This is a genomic window from Fuscovulum blasticum DSM 2131 (genome assembly GCF_003034965.1).
Taxonomy (GTDB): Bacteria; Pseudomonadota; Alphaproteobacteria; order Rhodobacterales; family Rhodobacteraceae; genus Pseudogemmobacter; species Pseudogemmobacter blasticus.
The window spans coordinates 51,217-65,668 of record NZ_PZKE01000009.1; the positions used below are offsets into that span (position 1 = coordinate 51,217).

Sequence of the window (14,452 nt, forward strand, 5' to 3'; positions counted from 1 at the left end):
GATGGAAGTTTTCGGCCTTGTCCTGACCTATAACCACCTGCTGCTCACGATCCCCTCGATCGCGCTGGCCGGTTTCGTGATGCTGGGGCTTGACCCCTTCCGCCTGCGCGATTTCGAGGTGCGGGCGCTGGCGCTGATCGGCGGGGTTGGTCCGCTGATCCCGATGCTGGTGTTCGCCAATGCCTGTTTCCACGGCCAATGCACCGGCATGGTGCCGATCTTTACCCTGAAGGTGGGCGAATCCACCGTGGCGCTGGCCCTGCAGATGGACCCGCTGGCCGCGCTGGTGGGGCTGACGGTCTGCGTGATCGGCGCGGCGGTGATCCTGTTCTCGGTCGCCTATATGCAGGGCACGGCGCTGCCCGACCTGCGGCGGTTCTTCGCGCTGATGCACCTGTTCCTGGCCGGGATGCTGACCATGGTGCTGGCCGGCGATTCCATCGTGCTGTTCCTGGGGTGGGAGCTGATGGGGCTCTGCTCCTATCTGCTGATCGCCTACAACACCACCTCGGCCGAGGCGATCCGCGCCGGGCGCAAGGCCTTCATCATGACGCGGGTGGCCGACGCCTTCCTGCTGGCCGCGCTGCTGCTGCTGTTCCTTGAGGCGAATTCGGTGCGGCTGGACCACCTGATCCCGGCCGGGGTGGCCGCGCAGGACGGGATGCGCCCGATCATCGCCGCGCTGCTGCTGGGCGGGGCCATCGGCAAATCGGCGCAGGTGCCGATGCACACCTGGCTGCCCTCGGCCATGGCCGGCCCGACGCCGGTGTCGGCGCTGCTGCATTCGGCCACCATGGTGGCGGCGGGCGCGGTGCTGCTGATGCGCTTTTCGCCCATCATCCAGGCCGAGCCGGTGGTGATGGCCATCGGCGCGGGGCTTGGCGCACTGACCGCGATCTTCGGCGCCGCCGCGGCGCTGTTCCAGCAGGACATCAAGCGCCTGCTGGCCTATTCCTCGATCAGCCAGATCGGCTACATGATGCTGGCCATCGGCGTGGGTGCGCCCGAGGCGGCGGCGGCGCATTTCGTGGTTCATGCGATCTTCAAGTCGCTGCTGTTCCTGTCAGCCGGGCACATCACCCACCATTCGCCGCGCGGCACCGACATTATGGCGATGCGCGGGGCCAGCCAGCGCAATCCGCTGGCCTTCCTGGCGTTCAGCGCAGGGGCTGCCTCGCTGGCGGGGTTGCCGGTCATCACCGGCGGCTGGTGGTCGAAAGAGGCGATGCTGGGCGCGGTCTGGGGGGTGGAACCGGCGCTCTGGACGGTGGCGGTGCTGGCGGCCGTGCTGACCGCCGCCTATGCCACCCGCGCCGTGCTGATTGCCGCCATGCCGGACCCCGGCAGCCATGACGGGCACGCGGACCACGACGACAGCCACGACACGGGCTATACGCTTGTGCCGCTGGCCTTCCTTGGCTTTGGCGCGTTGCTGGCGGGCGGGCTGGTCGAGCCGATCATGCACCTTCTGGGCGCCCATGTGCCCCATGCGCCGCTGTTCACCATCCTTGTCGCATCCATCGCACCGTTGGTCGGGGTCGCCATCGCCTTTGCGCTGGCCTATGTGCCGGCGCTGGCCAACGGGCTGCAACGCGCCCGCGACATTGCCCGGCGCACCCGCCGCCGCCCGCGCCGGCAGGACAAGCCTGCCGGGTTCTGGGTCCGCATCGCGCTGGCCTTCAGCCGCGGCCTGCGGATCGACACGCTGTACCAGATCGTCTTTGTCTGGCCCTTCGTGAAACTGGTGCGCTGGCTGAACGGCTATGGCCGCGGTGTTGCCGATCCGGCAGGCAACCTGCCCGCCATGGCCGCGCTGCGCCTGCAACGCGCCATCACCGCACCCTTTGCCCCCGACTGGATCGACCGCACCTGGACCGCGTTTGGCGGCCGCATCCTGGCCCTGTGGGCGGCGCTGCGCCGCCTGCAAACCGGCCGCGCCCGCGACCACGGCCTGTACATGGCCGCGGGCACCGCGGGGCTTCTGCTACTTGCCTGGGGACTGACATGGCATTGATCGCACTTATCCTTCTGCCCTTCCTCGGGGGGATCTTCGCCCTGATCGCCGGCAAGGCCGAACCCACCGCCGCCCGCATCGTGGCCGTGGTGTTCCTGTTCTGCGGCGTGCTGGCGCTGGCCTGGACCTATCAACATGCCGAGGCCGGCCGCTGGATGATGATGACCCGCGAACCCTGGGCGCCGGCCATGGGCATGTCGATCATCCTGGCCATCGACGGGCTGTCGTTCATCATGGTGGCGCTGTCGCTGGCGCTGGGGCTGCTGACCGTGGTGCTGTCCTGGAACGCCACCGACCGCGCGCCGCTGCTGCACGCCACGCTATGCTGGACCGTTGCCGCGTCGAACGGCGTGTTCCTGGCCTTCGACCTGGTGCTTCTGGCCTTCTTCTGGGAACTGATGCTGGTGCCTTCGTTCCTGCTGATCGCGATCTGGGGCCATGGCGACCGCGAGGCGGCGGCGATCAAGTTCCTGATCTACAACGCCATCGCCGGGCTTGGGCTGCTGGCGGCGGTGTTCTGGATCGGCGCGTCCGGCCCCACCGTCAGCTTCGATGCCTTCGAGGTGGCCGAACGCGGCCTTCCCCCCACGGCGCAGATCTGGCTGCTGCTGGGCTTTGCGCTGGCCTTCATGGTCAAGCTGCCGGTGCCGCCCTTCCATGCCTGGCTGCCCGATGCCCATACCCAGGCGCCCACCGTCGGTTCGATCCTGCTGGCGGGGCTGCTGTTGAAGACCGGGGCCTATGGCCTGTTCCGCTTTCCCACCCTGCTGTTCCCGCAAGGGATGGAGGTGCTGGCCCCCTATGGCCTGATCCTTGGCGCCTTCGGCACGATCTATGGCGCGCTGGTCGCCTGCGGTCAGACCGATGCCAAGCGGCTGGTCGCCTATACCTCGGTCGCGCATATGAGCGTGGTGCTGATGGGCATCTGCGGCGGCGTCCACTTCTCGCTCATGGGGGCGGGGATCATCATGGTGGCCCATGCCTTCTCGGCCTCGGCGCTGTTCCTGCTGATCGGGGCGGTCTATGACCGGGTTCATACCCGCGACCTGCGCGAACTGGGCGGGCTGCAACGCAGCGCCCCGCGCTTTGCCGCCGCCTTCGCGCTGTTCTTCTCGGCCACGCTGGCCATGCCCGGCACCGCCAACTTCCTGGGCGAGGCGCTGGTGATCACCGGCATGTTCCAGGTGAACTGGCTTTACGCCTCGATCACGCTGGTGTCGCTGGTGGTGTCGGTGGTCTATGGCACCCGGCTGTTCCAGCGCATCGTCTTTGGCACGCCGCGCAAGGCGCAGGTCACGGTGGACCTGTCGTTCCGCGAACTGGGGCCGGTGGTCGTGCTGGCGATCGGAACGCTGCTGTTCGGCGTGCTGCCGCAGTTCCTCATGACCGGGCTTGATCCGGCCGTGAACTCGGCGGTCGAGGCCTTGCGGGCGGCAACTCCGTGATGGCGACCATGGGCCTTGAACCGCTGGCCGTGCTGGGCCTTGCCGCCGTGATCGCCATGGCGATCTCGCCGCGCGCGTCCGACGGCACCACCCGCAGCATCGCGGCGCTTGGCCTGATCGCGGCGCTGATCCTGGCCGCCGGATCGCAGGGGGCGCTGACCTCGGCCCTGCTGACCGGCGATGCCGCCGCCCGCTTCGGCACCGGCCTGTGCTGCCTGTCGGGGCTGGCGGCGCTGGCGATCCTGCGCCCCGCCTCGGCCCCGCGCGAGGCGCCGGCGCTGATCCTGCTGGCAACGCTGGGCGCATCGGTGCTGTCAGGGGCGGCCCATGCGGCAACGCTGTTCGTGGGGCTGGAACTGGTGACACTGGCGCTGATCGCGCTGACCGTGCTGCCCCGCAGCGCCCCCGCGCTGGAGGCCGGCTACAAGCTGCTGATCCTGGGCGGCATCGGCGCGGCAACGCTGCTGATGGGGCTGGCCTTCGCCTTTGCCGCGACCGGCGAGCTGACCTTTGCCGCCTGGTCCTCGACCGACCGGCTGGTGGCACTGGGGGCGGCGCTCTTGCTAGCGGGGCTGGCATTCAAGTTCTCGCTTGTGCCGTTCCACATGTGGACGCCCGACATCTTTTCCGGTGCCCCTGCGGCGGCGGCCATCGTGGCGGGGGTCGCCTCGAAGGTGGGCGTCGCCATCGTGCTGTTGCGCCTGCAACCGCAGATGCCCGCCACCGGCATCTGGCAAACCGGGCTGGCCGCGCTTGGCATCGCCTCGGTGGTCTTGGGCAATCTGCAGGCGCTGCGCCAGCCGTCGCTGCCGCGGATGCTGGGCTTTTCGTCCATCGCCCATTCCGGCTATCTGGCACTGATCCTGGCTTCGGGCGCGGCCGACACGGCCCAGGCGGTGCTGTTCTACATCGCCACTTACGCGCCCGCGCTGTTTGCCGCCCTTGCCGCCGCGGCCATTCTGGACCGCGACGCCAATCTGACCGGCCTGCGCGGCCTTGTCTGGGCGCAGCCGCTGACCGGGGCCGTGCTGACGCTGGCGCTGCTGTCGCTGGCGGGCCTGCCGCTGGCGGTGGGCTTCTGGGCCAAGTTCCAGTTGTTCTCGGCGTTGGCACAGGCGGGCACCTACGGGCTTCTGGCCGTGGCGATCCTTGGCTCGGCGGCGGGGCTTTACTTCTATCTCCGCTTCACCGTCACCCTGTTCCGCCGCGACGGGGTGGATTTTCCCCGCCCCCCGCATTGGCAAGAGGCCGCCGTGCTGCTTGCCGCGGCGGCCACCATCGTGGGGCTGGGCGTCTATCCGGGGCCGCTGTATGCGCTGGTCACGGCCAGCCTGCCCTGACCGGCGAAGGTGACCGGCGATGCCGGTCAGTTCAGAACCTTGAAGCCCTGATCGGCGAAATGCCTGTCCGCCGCTTCGGTGGACAGCGCCTCGAAAAACGCCTTGTCGGCGGCATCGGCCGCGCCAGTCAGCAGCGCCGCGGGGTAAAGAATGGTCTTGTGGCTGTTGTCCGGGAAGGTGCCGACCACCGTCACATTGTCATCGGCCACCGCGTCCGAGGCATAGACGATGCCATAGGGCGCCTCGCCCGCCGAAACCAGCGCCAGCGTCGCCCGCACGTTTTCGGCCTGCGCGACCAGAGGTTCGACCGCCGGCCAGATCCCCAGGCTTTCCAGCGAAGCCTTGCCATATTGCCCGGCGGGCACCGAATCGACCATGGCCATGGCCAGCTTGCCATCGCCCAGCAAGGCCTTCAGATCGAAGCCGGGCTTGATCTCGACCGGGGCCGCGTCCTTGCCATGGGCGATCAGCACCAGCGTATTGCCCAGCAGGTCTTCGCGGGTGCCGGGCACCACCAGACCGGCCTTCTCGACCTCATCCATCCAGTTGACGGCGGCCGAAATGAAGATGTCGGCCGGGGCGCCTTCAAGGATCTGCTTGGCCAGCGCGTTCGACCCGGCATAGCTGATGGTCACCGTATTGCCGGTGGCGGTCTGGAAATCGGCGGCCACCGCATCCAGTGCGTTCTTCAGCGAGGCGGCGGCGAACACCACCACCTCTTCGGCGGCAGCAACCTGCGGCAGCACCAGGCTGGCCGCAATGAGCGAGGCAAACAGGGGACGGCGGGGGAAGGACATGGGGGCTCCTTGGCGTTATGTCTGGAGAAACATAACAATCCACGGACCGGCCCCGCGCAAGCGATATTTCCGGCAAAACACAACCCCGGGACATTCCCCGCCTGATCCCGCTTGATCCCCGCCGCCGTTGCCCGCAAAACTGGCAGCATGACCGACCTGCCCGATGATGCGCGCCTGTTCCTTCGCCTGTTCTTCGGCGATTTCCGGTTTGGTCCGGGCAAGGCCGCCATGCTGGAAGGCATCCGCGACACCGGCTCGATCTCGGCCGCCGGCCGCCGGATGGAGATGAGCTACAAGCGCGCCTGGATGCTGGTCGAAGAGATGAACGCCGCCTTCGCCACCCCGCTGGTCGAAAGCAGCCGTGGCGGCAGCGGCGGCGGCGGCGCGCGTCTGTCAGAGACCGGCCATCAGGTGCTGGCCCATTTCCGCGCCATCGAGGCCGCAGCCGCCACGGCCGCCACCCCCGACATGCAGGCCCTTGCCGCCCTGATGCGCCCACGGGACCACTGACGCAAACCGGCAGCACACGGGATGCGGCTCAGCCACCATGGGCCAAGGACACAGGAGCGCGGCCTTTCACGCCGATCTGACACGCCTTGCATCGTTGCCGGAGTCTGCCGCCCCCAGCCCCAACACCTTTCGCAGCGTGCCCGAGGCGATGGCGGACTGCGCGTCGGGGGACAGACCGGCGCCGTTCAGTGCGGCCTGCAGGCGGGGGCGGATCGGGCCCTGGCTGACGATGGGCCAGTCGCTGCCCGCAAGCACGCGGTCCGGCCCCAGCGCCGCCGCCAGTGCGGCAATCACCACCGGGTCAAACCCCATGGTGTCGGCAAAGACCTGACGGCGCAGCACCTTGGCCGCCGGGCTGCGCCCGTCTTCGGGCTGGTCATAAGCCGCGCCCAGCAGGATGCCGGCAATCGCCAGATTGGTGACAACCACCTGCAACCCGGGAAGGCGGTCGAAGACCCCTTCGGCGATCAGGCTGGCCAGCGCCGCACTGTTAACCGTGCCGCGGGCCAGCAGCGTGCCCAGCCGGCCGAAGGGGGCAAGCTGTTCGGTCAGACCGGGCGGATTGACCGGGTGCAGGAAGACCGGAACGCCCAACCCGGCGGCGGCTTCCAGCACAGGGCGGGCTTCGGGCGCGTTGATCAGGCGGTCGCCGCGCCCGCTGTCAAGGAATACCCCGTGCAGGCCCAGTTCCTGCACGGCGCGGGTCAGTTCGCGCGCCGATGCCTCGCCACCGAAGGTGTCAACGGCGGCCAGCCCGAAAAGCTGCCCCGGCCGTTCGGCCACCAGCGCGGCCAGGGCATCGTTCAGCCGGGCCGGCAGGTCGGCGGGAAACCCGGCCGGATGCGGGGCGATCAGGGCCAGCGGCACGTTCACCACCCGCCCGGCCAGATCGCCGCTGTCGATGTCTTCCACCAGCGCACGGGGGTCGGTGATCTTGCCGATGACCGATTGCCAATGCGCCCGGTTCGCGGCGCTGCCCGTGACCAGATGGCCCAGATCGAACCCCGGCGGGATGTAGTGGCTGTGAAAGTCGATGATCGACAGGGGCGCAGGCATGGAGACGGGTTCCTTCTGAGGGGCCGGCCGTTCAGGCGGCATGGGCACCGGGGCCGAACAGCAGATCAAGGATGCGGGCCTTTTCGGCCTGAAAGGCGGCCGAGGTGCGGGCGCGCGGCTGCGGCAGGTCGATCTTCAGATCGGCCCGGATCTCCCCGGGCGGGCCCGCCAGAACCAGAATCCGGTCAGACAGGGCCAGCGCCTCGTCGATGTCATGGGTGATGATGACGACATTCGGCACCTCCTGCCCAACCATCTCCAGCAGGTGATCCTGCATCCGCAGCCGGGTCAGCGGGTCCAGCGCGGCGAAGGGTTCGTCCATCAGCAGAAGCCGGGGCCGGCGCACCAGCGCGCGGGCGATGCCCACCCGCTGCGCCATGCCGCCCGACAACTGGCGCGGCAGGGCATTGCCGAAGGCGGGCAACTGCACCTGCGCCAGCGCCGCCTGAACCGCGGCGGCGCGGTCGCTGGCGGGCTGATCCCAGATGCCAAGCTCGATATTGGCGCGCACGGTGGCCCAGGGCAGCAGGCGGGGTTCCTGGAACACCACGGCCACATCCGGCCGCGCGCCGGTGATCGGTGTGCCGTCCAGCCGCACCGTGCCGCCGGTCAGCGGATCAAGCCCGGCCAGAACCCGCAGCAGAGTGGACTTGCCGCAGCCCGAGGGGCCGACGACGCCCAGCACCCGGTCCTCTCGCCCCAGCGAAAAGGTCACGGGACCAAGCGCGCGGAAGGCGCCGTAGGTCTTGACCAGTGACTGCACCTCAAGCATCAGCTTGCCCTTTCCAGCGTGTCCTGCCAGCGCAGCGCCCAGGCGGCGATGGCGGCAAGGATCATGTCGGTGACCTTGCCGCAGGCGGCGAAGATCAACATGCAGGCCATGACCAGCGCCGGACGGCCGGTCATCTGCCCGTCCAGCAACAGAAAGCCGATCCCGCGCGAGGCGCCCATCAGTTCCGCCGCGACGACCACGATCCAGGCCACGCCCATGGATTGCCGCAGCCCCACGAAATATGACGGCAGGCTGGCCGGCAGCAGGATGCGCCCCATGAGCCGCAGCCCGGTCAGCCGGTTCACCCGGCCCACCTCGATCAGCTTGCGGTCCACGCCGGCAACGCCGGCCATGGTGTTCAGATAGACCGGAAAGAAGGTGACCAGCGCGATCAGCGCCACTTTCGACGCCTCACCGATGCCGAACCACAGGATGAACATCGGAATCCACGCCAGCCCCGGAATGGTGCGCAGCGCATGGATGGTGGGGTCAATCAGGGTGCGGAAGGTCAGCACATAGCCGGCCAGAACCCCCAGCACGGTGGCGGTGCCGGCCCCGATGGCAAAGCCCGCCATCACCCGGCCCAGCGAGGGCGCAAGCTGGTGGCGCAGTTCGCCGCTGCGCAGCAGATCCACCAGCCAGACCACCACCTCAGCGGGATGGGGCAGCAGATAGGCGGGAACCCGGCCGGAAATGCTGACCAGATACCAGACCAGCAGGATCGCGGCGGGAAAGACCAGCGCAAGCGCCAGCCGGCGCAGACGCGCGGCCCAGGCCGGCCAGGGCTTGCCTGTCCGGGCATGGGCATCGGGCGGGGGTCGACGGGCAACGGCGGGGCGGTCGGGCAGGCTGGCGTCAGTCATGTCATTCCGCCGCCGCAATGGCCGGCACCGGCGTTTCCGCCAGCAGCGCCTGCGCGCGGACCAGCGGCCCGAAGTCGATGAACCGGGTGAAATCGACCGGCCGGTCGATGAAGCCGTGGTCCACCAGCAGCCGGTTCTGGCTTTCCAGCCGCGCGATCAGCGTGTCGTCCAGCGAAAGGCCAAGCTGTTCATGCACGCGGGGCGAGAAGGCCCGGTCAACCAGATCTTCGGGCAGGCCGGATTCGATGGCGATCAGCCGTTTGGCCTGCCGCTCTTGCGCCCTTGCCCAGGTGGCGGCGCGCAGGGTCTGGGCGACCACACGGTCCACCAGATCGGGGCGGCGGTCCAGCAGATCGCCGGTGACCGTCAGTGTCAGAGGCGCGTCGTTGTTCACCCAGCGGGCGGTGTCCTGACTGTCGAAGATCGCCCGCGCTCCGGTGAAGCCTTGCGTGATGGCGGCGATGGCGCCTTGCGAAAAGATCGCGTCCACCTCGCCGCGGATCAGCGCCTCGGCCTCTTCGCGCTGATGGCCCAGCATGAAATCAGCGCGCCAGAGGCTGTCTTCCGCGCGCCGGGCATCCTGCGCGCTGTCCACATAGGCGCGGGCGATGCGGACCTCGGTTGGAACGGTGTCCTGCAAGCGCAGGCCGTTGGCGGCCAGCACATCAGAGAAGCCGCGCAAGACGGTGGTGCGCCAGAAATCCACCGGGTCCGCCAGCCGCCGCGGGATCGAGATCCGCTTGCCGCGAAGGTCAGCCACACTGCGAATGTCGCTGTCAGGGCGGACAAGGATGACGCGCAGGCTTTCGTTGAAAGACAGCCCGATCAGCCGCACATCCCGCCCGGCGGCGCGGGAAAACAGCGGGGGTGTATTGCCGCCCTGCCGGAAGAAGTTCGGCTGGGTCTGCTGGAAATGTGATTGCCGGGCGCTGCGGTCGGGTGTGGTGGCCAGCGACCGGAAGGCGATGCCTTCGGTTTGCAGATCCTGCGCGATCCAGCCATTCAGCACGGCCAGGCTGAAGGCGGTGGGCACCGGGCAGCGGGTATACCAGAAGGTGTTGGTCATCGGGGGCTATCCTGTTCGGGCAAGACTGCGAGGGGGGCGCGCGCGCCCCGGACCTGAAGGCCCGGGGGCACATGGGGCGGCGGATCAGCCCGCCGCCAGAACCTGCGTGATGTAGCTGCCCGCCAGCAGGCTGTTCGTGGCGGCTGCAAGGTCGGTTCCGGCCGGGATCGACCCGGTGTCGCGCAGCGCCTCGCCCGCGGCGATCAGGTTGGCCACGTCGGCATCGGTGATAGCGAACTGATCCAGCACGTTGCGGTTGAACGACCGTTCGGCCACCGGCTGTTCCAGCTTGCCCGCCGCCGCGTAAAGCGCCAGCGCCTCGGCCGGGTTGGCCTTGATGTAATCGACCGCGCGGACATTGGCCTTCAGGACGGCCGTCACCAGATCGGGGTTTTCGGTGGCAAAGTCCTTGTGGACGTTCAGCACGCCGCCGGTGATCAGCGACAGGTCGCGGTAGATCGGCACCGAGCCGCGGGTGATCTCGGTGATGGCGAAATCGGGGTCCAGCGCCGCCCAGGCATCGACCTGCCCGCTTTCCAGCGCCAGCCGTCCTTCGGGGTGTTGCAGGGGCACCACCTCGACCTCGGTGGCGGGGATGCCTTCCTTCGCCAGTGCGCGCAGCAGGAAAAGATAGGGTTCGGTGGCGCGGGTGGCGGCCACCTTCTTGCCGCGCAGATCCTGCAGTGTCTTGATGCCCGAGTCGGGCAGCGCCAGAAGCGTGGTGCTTTCCCCGCGCGACAGCCACGAGATCACCTGGTTCGGCGCGCCATTGGCATGGCCCAGCAGGGCCGCCGATCCGGCAGAGGCGCCAAAGTCGATGGCACCGCTGCGCAGGAATTCCAGCGTCTGGTTCGACCCGCGCGACAGGGTCCATTCCACGGCAATGCCCTTGGCGCCGAACTCTTCCTCAAGCCAGCCCTTTTCCTTGATCACCAGCGTAGACGGCGTGGCGTAGGAAAAGCCCAGCCGAACGGCGCTTGCGGCCGCCCGCGCCTGTCTGACAAGCGCCGGTGCCGTCAGGGCCCCGATGCCGGCCAGCGTGGCCAGGGTGAAATTGCGTCGTGTGATCGTGGTCATGCTGCGCACCTGCTGGTTGATTTTCGGGCCACCCGGCCCTGAAATGTTGCCCGGCCTTCGGTGGCCGCGCGGAACAGGCCCCAAGGGTTGCACCGCGCAGACATGACGTAAATATCTACCAGATAAGTCGAGTAATTTTGGAAAACCCGCCCTGCCAGCCCCCCTTCCGGCGAAGCGGCGCTTCCCCGGAACGGCCTGTCCGCGACAAGACCGTTCCTCGCCCTGTGATTGTTGCCGGGGGCGGCAGGCGCGCGGATGATTCGCGCCGCCTGCCGGTGGGTCAGGCCTTGCCGCGCCAGGGAACCAGCCGCCGTTCGGCGAACCGCATCAGGATGTCGATGCCGTAGCCGATGATCCCGATCAGCAGGATGCCCATCACCACGATGTCGGTAAGCTGGAACTTCGAGGCCACCAGGATCATCATCCCGGCCCCCTTTTCCGCCGCCACCAGTTCGGCCGCCACCACGGTGCCCCAGCAGACGCCCAGCGCAACGCGCAGGCCGGTAAAGATGTCGGGCAGCGAGTTCGGCACGATGACATGCCACAGAACCTGTCGCGGCGAGGCGCCAAGACTGTAGGCGGCATGGACCTTGGACAGGCGGATGCCGGTCACGCCGGTGCGGGCGGCGATCACCATGATCCACAGCGCAGCCAGGAACAGCAGCACGATCTTGCCGCTTTCCCAGATGCCGAACCAGATGATGATCAGCGGAATCAGCGCAAGCGGCGGCACAGGCCGCATGAATTCGACGATCGGGTCGAACCAGCCGCGGAACCAGCCCGACAGGCCCATTGCATAGCCCAGCGGCACGCCGACCAGCGTGCCCAGCACCAGCCCCGCCAGCACCCGCCACAGCGAGAAGCCGACATGTTCCCACAGCGAATTGTTCTGGTAGCCGTTCCGCGCAATCTCGACAAAGCGCGCGGCCACGGCTTCGGGCGGGGGCAGCCAGATCGGCTCCATCTGCCAGCCGGCATCAGGGGTGAAGCTGACCGACCCCTTCGAGGTGAGGACGGCGCGGCCATGCGCCACGCGCACCGCCTGGTCTGCGGTCACGGGCTGGCCGTCGATGGCGGTGATGCGCGCCCCTTCCCCGTCATTGGCGGCGGGGCGGACCAAGGCGCTGCGCCAGGCCGGGGTGATTTCGGCATCGTCCACCGCAATGCCGCTGCCACCCGTGGCAGCCGGCGCCTGGGGCTTTTCGCCCGGGCGGTGGACACGCACGGTCACGGTGCCCTGCCCGGTGCCGCCCTTGCCATCCTCGACCGTGTAGGTGAAGGCGGTGTCGCCCAGGAACGGCCCCGGCACATGCAGCGGCACCAGCCGCGACCCGGTGAAGGCGCCCCAGATCAGGAACAGCACCCCCACCGACAGGACCGAGGCCACCCGGCTGGGCCGGATCGCGCTGGTGTCGCCAAAGGCGGCGCGGGGTGTCTTGCGCCAAAGCAGCCGGGTCAGCGCCCAGGCCACCACGAACAGCGCCACATAGGCCAGAAGGACGGTCATGCCGCCACCTCGGACCGGCCCATGATCTCTTCCTCCATGCCCCAGATCAGCGACAGGATCTCATCCCGGCGGGCATGAAAATTGGGGCGCGACTTCACGGCGCGCAGATCGGCATCGACCCCGGCTTCGGCAAAGGGCAGGTGATATTCGCGGAAGATGCGGCCCGGACGCGGCGCCATGACGATCAGCCGTTCGCCCAAGAGCAGCGCCTCTTCGACGGAATGGGTGATCAGGATCACCGTCTTGCCGGTTTCCTTCCACAGCTTCAGCACAAGGCCCTGCATCTTTTCCCGCGTCAGCGCATCCAGCGCGCCCAGCGGTTCATCCATCAGCACCACCTGCGGATCGCCCGCCAGGCACCGGGCCAGCGCCACCCGCTGCTGCATACCGCCCGACAGCGCATAGACCGGCTTTTCGGCAAAGCCCTGCAACCCGGTCTGCACCAGCAGCCGGTCGGTCTGCCGGTCCCGCTCGGCCCGTGCCACGCCGCGCATCCTTGGGCCGAAATCCACGTTGCGCCGCACGCTCATCCATTCGAACAGGGCGCCTTGCTGGAACACCATGCCCCGGTCCGGCCCCGGCCCGGCAATCGGGCGGTCGCCCAGCAAGACCTTGCCCGAGGTGGGGCGCAGGAAGCCGGCCAGAATGTTCAGAAGCGTGGTCTTGCCACAGCCCGAAGGCCCGAGGATCGACACAAGCTGCCCCGTGGGGATGGTCAGGGAAATATCAGACAGGGCCTGCGTGGGCGCCTGCCCTGCGGTGCCGAACTGCATCGACACCGCATCAAGGGTCAGGGTCGTCATACGGGGGAATCCTTCAAAACAGGTCAGGCGGCGCAGGGAGGAGGGCCCGCGCCGCCTGTTTCGCCGGTGGAAACGCCTTACAGCTTCGACGCGGCCTCAAGGTAAGAGGCATCGACGACGCCGTCATAGCTGTCCAGCGCCGACGGAATGTTGCCCGAGGCGACGAAGAAATCGGCCACGCCCTTCAGATAAGCCTGCACGCCGCCGCCCAGCCATTTGTCCGACAGCTTTTCTTCCAGCGTGGGCAACGTGAAGCCGGCCAACTGGTCCTTGGTCACCGCTTCATCCAGCCCCGAATCCTTGGCCAGGATCGGAACGAACTTTTCGGGGTCGGCGGCATAGGCGGCGTTCTGGTCGTTCACCACCTTCAGGAACTTGGCCACCAGATCAGGGTTCTCGGCGGCAAATCCGCCCGGCGTCGAGATCACGTCGAAGACGCGGATGCCGGCGGCCTCTTTCTCTTCGGCGCTCAGCAGCACATTGCCATATTCCTTGGCCCGCGCCAGCGAACCGCCCCAGCCGCAGAACACGTCGATGTTGCCCTGTGCGATGGCGGCGGCGGCATCGGGCGGGGTCAGGTCAACGACCTGCAGCTTGGACACGTCGATCTTGAAATGCTCAAGCTGCTTGAGGAAACCGTAATGCGCCGCGGTGCCCAGCGGCACGCCGACCTTCTTGCCCTCCAGTTCCTGCACGTTGTCCTTGGTGATCTCCAGATCCTTGCGCACGACGCAGTTGTCGTTTTCCGAATAGCTGACGGCCACATCCACCGCCTTCAGATCCTGTCCCGCCGAGGTGGCGGTGATGAAGGGCGGCACGCCCTGGCTGATCAGGAACTGCACGTCGCCCGCGGCGGCGGCGGCCGACATGGCAACGCCGGTGTCGAAGGCGCGCCAGTTCACCTTGAGGCCCAGTTCCTTTTCAAAGGTGCCATCCACCTTGGCCGCCTCGAACGGAAGGGGCCATTCCAGGAAGTAGGCAACGGTAATCTCTTTCGGCTGGGCCAGCACGGGGGAAGCCAGCAGCGCGGCAAAGGCAGCGGCCAGGCCGGTGATACGGGGCATTTCAGTCTCCATCGGACAGGTGCGGGCAGCGCCCGGTTTAGACGACTCATTTTGTCGTTGATCTGCAGTCTGCGATGCCGGCCGGGCGGGGGCCATTCCAAAGCCGGGGCGCCCGGCAGCAGGGCAAGGGTGGAAGAA

General features: G+C 68.1%; 13 protein-coding genes. 4 read left to right on the forward strand and 9 right to left on the reverse strand.

Annotated elements, in window-relative coordinates:
• The first annotated feature begins 1 nt into the window (after position 1).
• From C5F44_RS10685 to C5F44_RS10695, 3 genes are read left to right on the forward strand one after another with little or no spacing between them, the layout of a single operon-like run.
• Positions 2-2,014, forward strand: coding sequence for an NADH-quinone oxidoreductase subunit 5 family protein (locus tag C5F44_RS10685; protein ID WP_107673523.1), 2,013 nt, complete (start codon positions 2-4; stop codon positions 2,012-2,014).
• On the forward strand, positions 2,005-3,459 hold the full coding sequence (locus C5F44_RS10690) for a complex I subunit 4 family protein (protein ID WP_107673524.1): 1,455 nt from the start codon (positions 2,005-2,007) through the stop codon (positions 3,457-3,459). The genes C5F44_RS10685 and C5F44_RS10690 overlap by 10 nt, the downstream gene beginning before the upstream one ends.
• Complete coding sequence (locus tag C5F44_RS10695; protein WP_107673525.1) at positions 3,459-4,799, forward strand: NADH-quinone oxidoreductase subunit N; 1,341 nt, start codon at positions 3,459-3,461, stop codon at positions 4,797-4,799. The genes C5F44_RS10690 and C5F44_RS10695 overlap by 1 nt, the downstream gene beginning before the upstream one ends.
• Positions 4,800-4,825: 26 nt before the next feature.
• Here the strand turns inward: C5F44_RS10695 and modA are convergent, their stop codons facing one another.
• Positions 4,826-5,596 carry a molybdate ABC transporter substrate-binding protein gene (gene modA, locus C5F44_RS10700; protein WP_107673526.1) on the reverse strand — a complete coding sequence of 257 codons (771 nt, stop codon included), beginning with the start codon at positions 5,594-5,596 and terminating at the stop codon, positions 4,826-4,828.
• Positions 5,597-5,743: 147 nt separating this feature from the next.
• Between modA and C5F44_RS10705 the strand changes: the two genes are divergently transcribed.
• Complete coding sequence (locus C5F44_RS10705) at positions 5,744-6,106, forward strand: winged helix-turn-helix domain-containing protein (RefSeq protein ID WP_107673628.1); 363 nt, start codon at positions 5,744-5,746, stop codon at positions 6,104-6,106.
• A gap of 66 nt (positions 6,107-6,172) precedes the next feature.
• Here C5F44_RS10705 and C5F44_RS10710 read toward each other — a convergent pair whose 3' ends face one another.
• The 8 genes from C5F44_RS10710 to C5F44_RS10745 form a co-directional block, all read right to left on the reverse strand.
• Positions 6,173-7,162, reverse strand: a complete 990-nt coding sequence (locus C5F44_RS10710; RefSeq protein WP_181318249.1) for an amidohydrolase family protein — start codon at positions 7,160-7,162, stop codon at positions 6,173-6,175.
• 31 nt (positions 7,163-7,193) lie between these two features.
• The gene (locus tag C5F44_RS10715; protein WP_107673528.1) at positions 7,194-7,934 is read right to left on the reverse strand and encodes an ABC transporter ATP-binding protein; all 741 of its coding nucleotides are present in this window, start codon (positions 7,932-7,934) and stop codon (positions 7,194-7,196) included.
• The gene (locus tag C5F44_RS10720) at positions 7,934-8,797 is read right to left on the reverse strand and encodes an ABC transporter permease (RefSeq protein ID WP_107673529.1); all 864 of its coding nucleotides are present in this window, start codon (positions 8,795-8,797) and stop codon (positions 7,934-7,936) included. Before C5F44_RS10720 ends, C5F44_RS10715 begins: the two co-directional genes overlap by 1 nt.
• Position 8,798: 1 nt before the next feature.
• Positions 8,799-9,863, reverse strand: a complete 1,065-nt coding sequence (locus C5F44_RS10725) for an ABC transporter substrate-binding protein (protein WP_107673530.1) — start codon at positions 9,861-9,863, stop codon at positions 8,799-8,801.
• Positions 9,864-9,947: 84 nt separating this feature from the next.
• Complete coding sequence (locus C5F44_RS10730; RefSeq protein ID WP_146161932.1) at positions 9,948-10,940, reverse strand: aliphatic sulfonate ABC transporter substrate-binding protein; 993 nt, start codon at positions 10,938-10,940, stop codon at positions 9,948-9,950.
• Between the two features lie 280 nt (positions 10,941-11,220).
• Positions 11,221-12,447 (reverse strand): ABC transporter permease subunit, encoded by a 1,227-nt coding sequence (locus C5F44_RS10735; RefSeq protein ID WP_107673532.1) that lies wholly within the window; start codon positions 12,445-12,447, stop codon positions 11,221-11,223.
• A complete protein-coding gene (locus C5F44_RS10740; RefSeq protein ID WP_107673533.1) occupies positions 12,444-13,250 on the reverse strand; it encodes a taurine ABC transporter ATP-binding protein in 807 nt (268 codons plus the stop codon). Before C5F44_RS10740 ends, C5F44_RS10735 begins: the two co-directional genes overlap by 4 nt.
• Before the next feature lie 77 nt (positions 13,251-13,327).
• Positions 13,328-14,314, reverse strand: coding sequence for a taurine ABC transporter substrate-binding protein (locus C5F44_RS10745; protein WP_107673629.1), 987 nt, complete (start codon positions 14,312-14,314; stop codon positions 13,328-13,330).
• Between the last annotated feature and the right edge of the window lie 138 nt (positions 14,315-14,452).

Coding starts and splice junctions, on each gene's coding strand:
- C5F44_RS10685 (WP_107673523.1), top strand. CDS start 2: ATGGAAGTTTTCGGCCTTGTCCTGACCTATAACCACCTGCTGCTCACG.
- C5F44_RS10690 (WP_107673524.1), top strand. CDS start 2,005: ATGGCATTGATCGCACTTATCCTTCTGCCCTTCCTCGGGGGGATCTTC.
- C5F44_RS10695 (WP_107673525.1), top strand. CDS start 3,459: ATGGCGACCATGGGCCTTGAACCGCTGGCCGTGCTGGGCCTTGCCGCC.
- modA (WP_107673526.1), bottom strand. CDS start 5,596: ATGTCCTTCCCCCGCCGTCCCCTGTTTGCCTCGCTCATTGCGGCCAGC.
- C5F44_RS10705 (WP_107673628.1), top strand. CDS start 5,744: ATGACCGACCTGCCCGATGATGCGCGCCTGTTCCTTCGCCTGTTCTTC.
- C5F44_RS10710 (WP_181318249.1), bottom strand. CDS start 7,162: ATGCCTGCGCCCCTGTCGATCATCGACTTTCACAGCCACTACATCCCG.
- C5F44_RS10715 (WP_107673528.1), bottom strand. CDS start 7,934: ATGCTTGAGGTGCAGTCACTGGTCAAGACCTACGGCGCCTTCCGCGCG.
- C5F44_RS10720 (WP_107673529.1), bottom strand. CDS start 8,797: ATGACTGACGCCAGCCTGCCCGACCGCCCCGCCGTTGCCCGTCGACCC.
- C5F44_RS10725 (WP_107673530.1), bottom strand. CDS start 9,863: ATGACCAACACCTTCTGGTATACCCGCTGCCCGGTGCCCACCGCCTTC.
- C5F44_RS10730 (WP_146161932.1), bottom strand. CDS start 10,940: ATGACCACGATCACACGACGCAATTTCACCCTGGCCACGCTGGCCGGC.
- C5F44_RS10735 (WP_107673532.1), bottom strand. CDS start 12,447: ATGACCGTCCTTCTGGCCTATGTGGCGCTGTTCGTGGTGGCCTGGGCG.
- C5F44_RS10740 (WP_107673533.1), bottom strand. CDS start 13,250: ATGACGACCCTGACCCTTGATGCGGTGTCGATGCAGTTCGGCACCGCA.
- C5F44_RS10745 (WP_107673629.1), bottom strand. CDS start 14,314: ATGCCCCGTATCACCGGCCTGGCCGCTGCCTTTGCCGCGCTGCTGGCT.